This is a genomic window from Lactobacillus sp. wkB10 (assembly GCF_000760615.1).
GTDB classification, from domain to species: Bacteria; Bacillota; Bacilli; order Lactobacillales; family Lactobacillaceae; genus Lactobacillus; species Lactobacillus huangpiensis.
Genome location: NZ_JRJB01000002.1, coordinates 65339 through 78152 on the forward strand (window position 1 = coordinate 65339; position 12814 = coordinate 78152).

Here is a 12814-nt window from a genome sequence, read left to right on the forward strand (position 1 = left end):
TTCTTAATACTCTTGCATAAATGTAAAAAAACTACAAAATTTTTAAAACTAAACTATAAGTTTTTCATTCAATTAACTTTTATATTTTGCTTCCGTTTTTTAATACATTTGATCTTTAAACATGCAGTACGTTTAAAATACTATATACATATATTTTAAATAAAATTTATTTTATGATATCAATTTCATTATTAGCTTCTCTGCTATTACAAATTCACCACTTTGTTTGCGCTTATTTTTCTACTATATAGCACTTTTTACTCAGTTCAATTTCTTTAAGTTTTTAATTTATAAACTAATGATATTATAATCGCAATAATTGACATTTATATAGGCATCTATTAAATTGATAATTGTATAGTAGTTGAAAATAAGAAAGGATATTTGTATGTTAGGAAAGAATAATAACAATGAACGGGTGAAAAAAATGGCAATGCAAGCTAAGCAAGACCATTTCTCAATTCGTAAATTGAGTATTGGTGCTGCCTCAGTATTGCTTGGCTTTACTTACCTAGGACTTAGCAGTAAAACAGTTAGTGCTGATACTGTTATTCCACCCCAACAAATAAGCAAAAAGTCAAAAGTAATAGCAAAAATTGACGCTCAGGCAACTCCCACCCCTACCCCTAGGGATGATGCTGCTCAAAATTCAACTGCTGCTACTAATAATATAACCAAAACCACTAAGCCAGAAAGCGAACCAAATTTAGGAACGTTTTCTGGCTTAAGTTCTTTTTTAAGGGGAAATAGCAGCAACAATGAGCAAAATGACACAAAGGTCAAAACGGACAGCGAGGATGCTAATGCGGACAAGGATAATAAGCAGATTTCTGTCACTGGTAATGTGCAAAATGACAATGAGCAAAAAAAGCAAGAAGAAACAGCTGATTCTACCGCAGATAGTGATCAAACCGAACAAAAGCAAGACAACTTAACTACTAAAATCACCAACAGAGATTTAAGAGATGTTGGCGAAAAAAGAAGCGTAGGTAACTGGAAAGACTTTATTAGTGCTCTAACAGATAGTAGTGTAAGCGAGATCGATATCACCAATAATATTAGTGCTGACAAAGACAAACGCCACTCCAACTTTCAAGGCAGAAAATTATTAATTAAGTCTGCTGGTAATGCGAAGTACACTCTTGACTTTAAGGGTATTGATCCCGCTCTTGCCAGTAATTCTTCTTTAGATATGACTTACGAAAACCTGATACTGAAGAGTACTGACTATTATGGTGTCATTAATACCTCTAATATGAATAAAGACCAAAAAGCTAGAGTTACTTTTAGAAATATTGTCTTTTATGGTTCACAGTTAGTCTTTACCAGAAATAATACCGATATTATTTTTGAAGGACAAATTCACGCGGAAACTGTCAAAATTCCAAGTAGTGTCGGTTGGTTATTTGATGGTAGTAATCAGCAACTTTTAGAATTTACCAATAGCAATAATAGCATTACTTTTAAAGCGGGTTGCCACTTTGACGGTTCAACATTTGGCGGCACCTTGATTGAAATGAGAGGAGAAGGCAACTCTTTAAATGTTGAAGAAGGAGCAGTTGTTAACCTGACCCCACTTAAGACGTATGACGGCACAAATGGTGCTAATAACAGTGAACATGGCAATCCAGTCAGTGCGATCTTTATTAGTGATGATGCACAAGTAACTGTTCATGGTCAGGTGAACATTAACATCGGACAAAGTGAAGGAATTAATTATGCGGGCAAACAAAATAACGGTCAAGCCAGAGCTATTTACCTAGATAATGCCAAATCAAAAGTTAATATTGGTAGAGGCGGCATTATCAACGTCAACACAAATGGTAATATTTCTATACGAGATAAACAAAATTTGATTTATATTGGGGGTGACTTTGCCATTAACTCCGGCGGTGCTCTCAAGATTACTGGGCAAAACATGGGCAATTATACTGGTTCGCTAGTGCAAATTGATGGTACAGCCAATGTCCAAAACGGTGGTTTTGAAATTCAATTAGTTGGTAATGCCGGTACTGGTGCAATAAAGCTGGTTGATGTGGCAAACACCGGGCAGCTAATTGTCAATAACCCAACATCTCTTGTTTTAGATGCTCATCTGAACAACAATGACCGCACCAGCATTATCGGTGATAATAAAATAACTGTCACAAATGTTCGCCAGTCCTTAAACCTTGGTGAACTTTTAAATGGATCAGCTGATAGCAACAACAATATAGTGCTACCGCCATTCCATGTCTTACAAGTAGAAAAAACCGCTAAAACTGTTGCAGTTAACAATTTGGAAGTATTAAACGGTCAAAGAATCTTCGACTTAGAAAAAGCCAAAAAAGATAGTCCACAGCTTAATGCTATTCTCAATAATGCGCCTAAAAACTTCCAGAAATTGCTGCAAAATTACAATCATCAAAGATATGACCTGCTCTTTCGGGCTATCGTTGAAGCAGCTTTTTCCAGTAAAGATAACCCAGGCTACAATAACATCAGATTTACGCCGGCTAATCAAAGTGGGTTCTTAGACATAGACCCAGAAGATGTAACAGTAACCAGTCAAGAAGATGGTTCAAAACTAGTCAAAGGTCATGTATTATACTATGATCCTGCAAAAGATGGTCCTGATAGTGACAACTTTTTTAAGAATATCTTACCTGGCGGTACTGAAGCCTATGTTTTAGCCAAGTTTAAAGATAGTGGTGTATACAAAAATGGTCAAGCTGTTATTGATTCCACAATAGCTAATCCATACGCTGAAACAGTTGATACTTATCGCGGTGAAGCAAATGATTTGGCATTTTTACCAACAAAATTTGCCGCTAAAGTAGCTCCAGATGGCACCTTTACCATTACTATTCCTGCTGAAATTACTACTAAAATGGCTAAAGACGCTACAATTCAACTAACTCCACATGCGAACTTTATTGAATATAGTCCCTTAGATATTGCCAGTGGCATTCGCCCTACTACAGTTAGTCTAGGCATTAAACCATTTAGTGCAATACAACAAGAAGCAGCTCAGGCAATTAAAGATGCTATTAGCACAGCTAAAGCCAATAAGCCAAATAACTTGACTGCAGATCAGGAAAAAGCATTCACTGACGCACTGAATGAAGCCGCTAAGTATGCTGCAAATAGTACAGACAGCAACTATGATTCCGGCAAATCAGTTTTTGGGGTGCAACCTTCCAAGACCGCAATTAGCGAAGTAAATAATAGAAAAAGAACCGTTTTAGACTTGGTAGAAAAAGCTGTACAAACGGCTAAAGGTCAAGCAGAGTATGAAAATGCCAAAAGGGATGCAAAAGATAAGTTAGATAGCCAGGCTAACGAGCAAATTTCTAAGTTTCCTTCACAGTCAGAAAAAATAAATGCTGCAAAAGATAAGGCAATAAGCAATGTTGATGCTCCCGAAACAAACGTCACCAACCTCGGTCAGGTTGTTAGTGACGGGATTGATGCCATCAATCAAATTGGTAAAGATTATCGTGAAAATGCCAGAACAGATATCAAGCAAGCAATTTCAAACGTGGAAAATGCTATTGCTGAAGCTGCTAAAGATGACAACGTCCAATCGCCTGTTGACGAATTGATTACTGGTTTAAAAAACAGGCTAAAGCGACCAAAAGAAATCGTTGCTACCGAAGGTGATCTTGATCAAGACGATAATGAAAAAGTCATCGATAACCATCAAAAAGAAGCAAAAGAAGCAATTCAAGGTATTCAGGATACTATTGCTGCCGTCAAAGCTTTAGAAGATGCTGCTAAAGAACAAATTACGCAACATGCAGATGATAAAGAAGACATTCAAGATGTCCTAAATCAGGCGATTAAAGATATTATTAGCAGCAATAATCCGAAAGAAGACGTTAATAAGGGTCTTGATCATATTAAGGGCACCCATACCGGTAAGCAAAAAGACCAGGCAGCAAAAGATATTAAAGAAGCAGCTGCCCAAGCTAAAGAGCGGATTAAAAACTCTGGTTTATCTGAGGATGAACAAAAACAATATCTTGATGAAATAGAGCAAGTGGTTGCTGATACGACAACTACAACTGGTGATACCAGTAAATCTATTTACGGCACTGATGATGACGAAATTATCAATAAGAGAAAAGCTGCTGCTGAAAGTTTAATCAATAAAGCTGCTGCTAAATCAGAAATTGTTGGTTATACCAGAGGCTATGAAAATGTCCTCGGCAAAGTAGACAATGCCGAGACAGCTATGGCAGATGCATTAAGTGCAATTGATAAAATTGAAGATAATGCTGCCAGTAGCCAAAATATTACCCAAATACTAAAATCGACAAAGGATAATATTTTAAACGCTTTTAAAGATGATGCTAAAGCACAAGTTAATGCAGATGCAGATACTGTTAAGACCAACTTAGGAGTAACTAAAGAAACTAATATTGATGACGCAGTCACCAATGCCGGTAACACGATTGACAGTCACAATTCTGCTACTGATATTAAACAAGACATTATTAACGGTAAAAAGAATGTTTTAGACGCTTATAAGACGGCTGCTAAAGCGCAAGTTAAACAAGACGCAGATGAAGCAAAAAGTAATTTAGGAGTTGACCAAGAAACTAATATTGATAACGCGGTCACTAATGCTGCTAACACGATTGATAGCCATGACTCACTTACCGATATTAAACAAGACATCATTGATGGTAAAAAGAATGTTTTAGACGCCTATAAAACTGCTACTAAAAACCAACTGGAAGCAATCAAAAAAGATGTTATAGCTAAAATTCAAAATAACCCTAACTTAACGGCTAAAAATAAAGATGAAGCTGTAAATAAAGCCAATGATTTGCTTACTGGAGATCAGGGATATTACGACCGCATTGATAACGGAGAAACTCCAGAAGACATTGACAAAGCTACCAAAGAAGGTACTGCTGCATTAAACGATTTGCTTAACGAACAGAACATCAAGGGCCAACGCAATCAAGCTATTACGGATATTCAAACTGCTAGAGACAAAGCAATTGCTGAAATTAAGGGCAATAAGAACCTGAGTGACGCGGATAGTACTAAGTATCAAAATCTAATTAACGCTGCAGCCGATAAAGGGATTGCCAATGTTTCTCAAGACGAAGATGAAAATGCAATTGAAACAGATCGAGACAATGCTATTAAAAATATTACAGACTATCAGAATAATGCCGCGAACGCTGCTACGAATAATTTAGATCAACAACGTCAAACTGCAATTACAGAAATTGAAAATGCAGCTCAAGCAGCTAAAGACAAAATTGATGGCTTTGCTGACTCCGATTTAAGCCCAGAGGATAAACAACATTTTAAAGAACTGATTGCTAAAGACTTAGATAGTGCCAAGGCAGAAATTAATGCAGCTAAAGACACTGATGATATTAATTCTGCCAAGCAAGCTGCTAAAGATAGTATCAACAAGGACTTGGCAGTTGCTCAATTGGCGGTCGCTAAATCTCAAGCAAATAAAGCTTTGCAAGCCGAGAGAGAAAAGGACTTAGCCACTATTAATCAGGCTTTTGAAGATAATAAAATTAATAGTGAGCAAAAGGATGCCTTAACTAGTAAGATTAGTGGCTTCTACGAAACAGCAACCAGCAAGGTTTATAGTGACTTTACCATTGACCAAGTAGTTAAAGATAGAGATAACGGCGTTGCTGCTATGGCTAATGTTGCTGGCAGTATTGCAAGCGAAGAAGCAAAATTCTTAGAGCAACAAAAAAATGAAGCATTAACTAACCAAGATACTGGACTAAACTCTTTAGCTGAAAAAATTCGGGCGGATATCGAACAAAATCCTAACCTTTCCGGTCAGGAAAAGAATAGCTACTATGGAGAAATTGCTACAGCATTAACGACAGCAAAAACTAATATTCAAAATGCCACTACTAAAGAAGAAATTGCTGCAGCAGCTAATGCTAGTCGCGAGGCCTTAAATAAAATCCGCGATAAAGCAGCCCTACAGTCAACTAGAAATGCTGCCCTGAAAGAATTATTGAGTGTTTACAACGATGTAAACGATAAAATTTCAGGTTTACAAAATGTCAATAGTAGTACAAAAGACGGGCTAATTAAGCAGTTAAACGATGATTACAATGATGCAGTTAACAAAGTTAAGAATGCTCCTATTGATCGAGTTGATACTGAAAAGCAAACAGGCAACGATAACATGCGTAAGGTAATCCGGGATGCTCAAAGCCTTGATACCAATATTAATAACGCCAAGAACGAAATTGATAAAATTGCTACACAAGCAATTGACAACATTAATCAGTCTTCAATGTCTGATGCTGATAAGAGCAAGACTATCTCAAAAATAAATGACGAACGGGATAAGGCTAAGCAAAATATAGAGTTGCAGAAGACTAATGATGCAGTTGATCAAGCTAAAAGCGACGGCAAAAATGCTATTGACCAAGTAGTAGCAGATGCTACTGCTGCGGATTTGGCAGAGGCCAAAAATAACAGCGAAAAAACTATAGAAGACGCAGCTCGTGAAGCAATTAATAGGTTGACTTCCTCCTATAATTCGCCGAGCGAAGAAGAACAAGCTGACGCTAAACCCCGATATGATCAGGCAATCACAGCTATTAATCAGGCTGCTGCTGATGCCATCAACAAATTACAAAACGTCAAAAGCAAAAATGACGTCAATAAAATAACTACCGATACTATTACTGCCATTAATAAAGCTGAAGCAAGCGGCAACTTGGCAATTACTAAAGCACAAGCTAGAAAAACTATTAAAGATGCTGCTAACGAAATCAAGAATAGCCTGAAAGATAAGGCAGATCAAAATAGCGTTGATTCAATCATTGATACTGCTAATTCAGCCATTGATGCGGCCGAAGAAAGTAATTCAGTCTTGGACATTAAAGATACTGCTATTAAGCAGATAAAAGCTATTAAGTCTACTGCAGATGATAAATATGCTGAGGAAATTAAACAGGCTAAAGCCGCTGCTATTAAAAAGCTTACTGAAGAACTCAACGGCCAAACTAATAATCCTGATGTCCTGGGAATCTTATCTCAAATTGACCAAATTGCGGGTTTAAGCGACCAAGAAAAGGACAAATATAAGAGTCAGGCAACGGATGCTAAAAATTTAGCTGTTAACCAAGTTAATGGTCAACAAACTGAAACCGATATAGATTCTGCTAAGAATACTGGAATTATTAACATTGACAAAGCTTTGAGTGCTGCCCAATTACAAGCTGCCAAGAATAATGCCAATAAATATTTAGAAGATATTGCCGAAACAGCTAAGAATGCTATCAATAGCATTGACCAGTCAGCCTTAAGTGACGAAGAAAAAGCCAAATTGATTGAACAAATCAATTCAAATAAAGAAACGTCTATCCAAAATATTAAACAAGCACAAACTTCAACTGAAGTTGAAAAAGCTAAAGCAGCAGGCGAAGGTGCAATTAATGGTATGGTGCAAAATGCCAAGAATAATGCTGCTTTACTGGAAGAACAAAATGTCGCATACAATAAACTGGTTGAACAAGCGCAGAAATTGAACGAACGCTTAAAGAATGACCTGTTGCAAAATAAACTTGATCAAAATCAGGTTGATGAATTAAGCAATGCTATTAGCGCAGCTTTAAGCACCGCTAAAACCAAGATTTCTGCTGCAACTGCTCAAGATAAAATCACTGATGCCAGAAGTAAAAGTGAGACTGCTCTTAACAACATTGGCAGTGATATTGATAAAGAAGAAGCCTTAACTAAAGCCCTAAACGATCTACAAACTGCTGCCACTAGTGCTAAGGCTAAAGCTGATAAAACTGAAGACAGCGCTGTCGCTGACAAAATGAAAGCCCAAATAGACCAAGAACAAAAGAAAGCTGCTGCTAATATTATTGCCGCTAGAAATAATAAGCAAAACACTATTACGCAAATTCAAGCAGCGGCAAGTGAGGGCATTGCCACAATTAGCAAATTAGGTGATGACTTTGATAATAAAAATCAAATAGTTAAGAGCCTGAAAGAATATGCTGCAAGTGCCAAAACTGATGTTGATGGTTTAGACTTAGCCGGTAATGATGTCGCTAGCGGATATAATGATATTGAAAGAGTTTTAAATAACTTTATTAGTTTAATTTATGCTGGTACAAGTGATAAGCTGTCGCAGTTAGAACAAGATGCCAAAACAAATATTGATCAAGCCAAGTTGCCTAGTCAACTGACTGCGGAAAAAAATAATCTGATTAACAAGTTTAAGGAATACCTTAAAAATAAAGGGAAAATTGCCAGTGTGGCAACTAATCTAGATCAAGAGCAAATTGAAGAACTGCAAAAGCAACTTGATGAAGCCGTCAATAGAACCATAGATAAGATTGCGGGTGTTAAACTTGAGAATACTTACGAAAATGCACTAGCACAAGCTCAAAATGCCCAACAAGGTAAAGCTCAACAGGATGAAATTCCTAATTTCGGTAAAAAAGAAATCGACCGTATTTTTCAAGTTGCGCAAGAAAAAGCCGAAATAGTCAAAGCTAAACAAGAGGCAATCTCTCAGGTCGAACAAGCTCAAAAAGAAGCAAATGATGCAATAGAAAAATCAGGTTTGTCACCAGAGGATCAGCAAAAGCAGAAAGACCAAATTAAAACTATTGTTGAGCAAGCAAAAACTGACATTAATTCTGTTCAACAATCTGAAACAGAGGCTAAAGACCAAATAAATGACAAACGAGATCAAGCAGTTGACAAGTTCAGTGCCATTAAAGATCAAGCTGCCCTAGCTGGTCAAAAGACAAAAGCTGAAGATATTCTAAAGGATAAACAAACTAAGGCTCATAATATAATTGATCAATCTCAGTTAACTGCCGAGCAGAAGAAGGCAGTTAAAGCTGCAATTGATGATGCTTATCAACAGAGTTTCCAAGATATAGAAAAGTCTACAGCAATTAGCGACATCCCAGATGAAGCAAACATTGGTCAAAATATTGATCGTCTGTTAACTAAACCTGAAACCGGCACTGAACCAGAATGGTTTAATGATGAACAAAAAAATGCTCTTGCAGGTGCTGATGGTGTGACTGGCATCAACAACGCCTACAGTACACTAAAAGACAGATTAAAAGATAAACTGGCACAAGAAGTGTTAGATAATATTGACGAGCAAATAAAAATCATTGACGAAGCTCAAAATATCCAGACTGTCAGTGCTGCTTATGATGAGGCTATGACTATTATCAATAAGGAAAATGCTAAAGCCGACATTGACGAAGAAGCTGATAAGATTACTAAAGAAATTGACGGTAATGATAAATTATCAACTGAATCAAAAGACAGGCTAAAAGAGCAAATCAAAGATGACAGCCAAAAGGCCAAGGACAAAATTGATGCAATCAATGCTCCTAAAGGCGATACAACTGACAAAAAGAACCAGATTGATAAAATCACAGAAACCGCCAAAGCTGATATTAACAGCGCTGGTAATGCTGCTAAAAATGAATCGATTGGTTCGCTTAAAGCAGAGGCTAATAACGATTTGGCTGATAAACACCAAAAAGCAGTTGCTGAACTCAAAGACAAGTTTGGTGAAAATGCCGATACCACCAGTGTTGATCAAGCCTACCAGGAGCATTCACGCGTCAATGGTGATTCAACTGCAGATATTGCAGCTGATAAGACTGCAGCTGAAAAAGAAATAGCTAAAGGTTCGGTAACTGACACCGCTACTAACGCTAGAAACCAAGTTGATAAATTAAAACATCAGGATGGTAACGATTATACTGATACTGAAAAACAGGCAATAAAAGACCGCATTGACCAAGAAGCAGCTAAAGCCAACTCGGATCAAACGGGTACTATTACTCAAGCTCAGGATTCTACTGTAATAGAAACTGCCAGAAAGGATGCGGTTGACAAGATAAGCAGTATTATTGTAAGTGATAGTAAAGAACTTGAAGATGTTTTAAACAACAATAGCAAAGTGCAAGGAGAAAGACTGAAAGTCGCCTATGATTCCGCTGTTAAGGCTCTTACAGACAGGTTTAAGGATAAAGCCAACACCACTAGTGTTGATCAAGCATACGAAAATGCTAAAGATGCGCTCAATGATCCTGCCAACGCGGATAAACTCGCCGCAACAGAATTAGCTGGTGAAAAGGCAATTGCTACTGGGGCTCTAGCGGAGGCACAAAAAGCAGCTAAAAGTGAAATTCAGTCCTCTAGCAATTACACTGAGCAGGAAAAGAAAACTATTATTAACCAAATTGATACTGATATGAATACTGCTAAAGATGCTATTAATCAGCCTGAAGTTAATGATAGTAAAACCATTACTAAACTCCGTGATGATGCAATTAATCAACTTTATCTCGATAGTACAGATTCTGATACAATTGACCATATTCTTGATAGTAACGACAATAGTCAAGAAAATGATGATAACCATAGCAATAACATTAATACTAGTTCTGCCCCTGCTCCATTCAACCCTAACCCGATTAATACTGCTGACAAAGAAGAAAAAGAAGAACCAGAACTTGATTTAAGCCATAGCGAAGAATTGGCTTTAATGCACAATGCCTACCTATATGACGAAAAAGGTCAACGTACCAATAAGGTTGTCCTTGGTGCCGGTTCAATCATTACTTCGTACGGTACAAAAGTAATTAATGGGAAACACTATTACATTCTGGTTGATAGGGGCAATAAGAACCAAGTCTACTATGTTGCTACTAGCAACGTAGTTTCAACCAGTCGAAAATTAAAACATAATGCTTATGTTTACAATAAACATGGCAAACGGATTAAGAAAGCTGGTGTGTTAAGAAAAGGCAATAATATTAATACGTATGGCAGTGCAGTAACCATTCGGGGCAAAAAGTACTTTATTATTGCTCAAAATCGTTTTGTTAAAGCCGCAAATATTACAGTCCAAAAAACATCTGTTACTACTGTTACCACAGCTCCGATTACTGAAAAGCCACATCCAGTGGTCGAAAAAGAAATTATGCACAATTCATATTTGTATGATAAGCAAGGAAAACGTGCCAATAAGTTAGTAATTCTTGTTGGTTCAAGTGTAAATACCGCTAACAAGCAATCTATTAATGGCAGGTCATTCTACGAACTGGAAGATGGTCTATTCATCTCTGCTGCTAATATAGATTCCAAAAAGATCAAATTAAGGCATAACGCTTATATTTATAGTCAACATGGCAATCGAATTAGTAAAAAAGGTTTGAAGAAAGGTAAAGCAGTTAAAACTTATGGCGATCCTGTCAAAATAAACAACAAACAATACTATATTATTGCTAAAAATAAGTTTGTTAAAAAAGCTAATTTTAAATAATTAATTTTACATCAATAGCTCCAGAAGTTTAAAACTCTGGAGCTATTTTTTTAGTTATGCTGCAAATAAAATGAGCTGGAAAATCTTCCAGCTCATTTTTAGTTCTTTTTTATTTCCAGTCAGGATCATTAGATAGGGGCAATTTATGCCAGTAATCAGGTTTATTTACCTGACGACCGCGAGCAATCGCCATATCATATTTGTCTACATCTTTAGTTATTGTCGAATCTGCTGCCACAAAAGCGTGGTCAGCAATATTAACTGGTGCAACTAAAGTAGCACCAGAGCCAATGAACGCACGATCACCCACGTTAGTATGATCTTTTTTCACGCCATCATAATTAGCGAAAATAGTGCCACAGCCAACATTAACATCTTTACCCAAAGTAGCATCCCCGATATAAGTCAAATGACCTACTTTAGAATTTTCACCAATTTCAGCATTTTTAATTTCTACAAAGTTTCCGATATGGACACCCTTTCTTAGGATTGCTTTAGGGCGCAAATGTGAATTAGGGCCAACGTCTGAAAATTCATCCATCTCAGCTTGTTCAACTGTTGAAGAAGTTACAGTAACATTGTTACCAACTTTAGAATCAATAATCCTTGACCCAGAAGTTATTAAACAGTCGCTCCCAATTTCAGTATTGCCTTTAATTACGACGTTGCCTTCAATCTGCGTATCACAACCAATTTTAACATCCGCATCAATATAAGCCGTATCAGGATCAATGAAAGTTACGCCATTTGCCATATGCTTTTTATTAATCCTTTTTTGCATAATTTTGGTGGCTTGAGCCAAAGCTGATCGATCGTTAACTCCCAGGCTTTCGCTGAAATCTGGCATTTTGTATGCACCAATTCTTTGACCTTCGTTACGCAAGATTTCCAGCACATCAGTTAAATAATATTCTCCTTGAGCATTATGATTATCGACCTTTTTTAATGCACTAAATAACAACTGATTGTCAAAACAAAAAACACCGGTGTTGATTTCGTCGATTTTTAATTCACTTGGTGTGCCGTCTTTTTGTTCAACAATTCTTAAAACATTATCTTGATCGTCTCGAATAATGCGACCATAACCATAAGGATTTGGAGCTTGGGCTGTCAAAACAGTAGCCGCATTGCCTTTGCTTTGGTGGTAATTAAATAATCTTTGAAAAGTTTGGCTTGTAAATAATGGTGTATCACCCGTAATTACTAAAGTAGCGCCCTTTTCTGCTGCTAACTCATCTGCAGCAGTTAAAACGGCATCACCTGTACCAAGTTGCTTTTTTTGTAAAACAAACTCAGACTTATCAGCAAGAACCTTTTTAACTTCTTCTGCACCATTACCCACAATTGTAACTATTTTGTCTGGTTTTATTGCTTGCGCTGCTTCAACAACGTATTCGACCATTGACTTGCCACATACTTGATGTAAGACTTTGTACAATTTTGATTTCATACGGGTTCCCTTGCCCGCTGCCAGAACAATTACAAACTTTTTCATTAATTTTAGCC

2 protein-coding genes are annotated in these 12814 nt (G+C 36.9%); one reads left to right on the plus strand and one right to left on the minus strand.

Going from position 1 to position 12814, the window contains the following annotated elements:
- The first annotated feature begins 388 nt into the window (after positions 1-388).
- Positions 389-11308, plus strand: coding sequence for an SLAP domain-containing protein (locus tag LACWKB10_RS01695; RefSeq protein WP_034978000.1), 10920 nt, complete (start codon positions 389-391; stop codon positions 11306-11308).
- 109 nt (positions 11309-11417) lie between these two features.
- Here LACWKB10_RS01695 and glmU read toward each other — a convergent pair whose 3' ends face one another.
- Complete coding sequence (glmU, locus tag LACWKB10_RS01700; protein ID WP_034978003.1) at positions 11418-12803, minus strand: bifunctional UDP-N-acetylglucosamine diphosphorylase/glucosamine-1-phosphate N-acetyltransferase GlmU; 1386 nt, start codon at positions 12801-12803, stop codon at positions 11418-11420.
- Positions 12804-12814 lie beyond the last annotated feature (11 nt).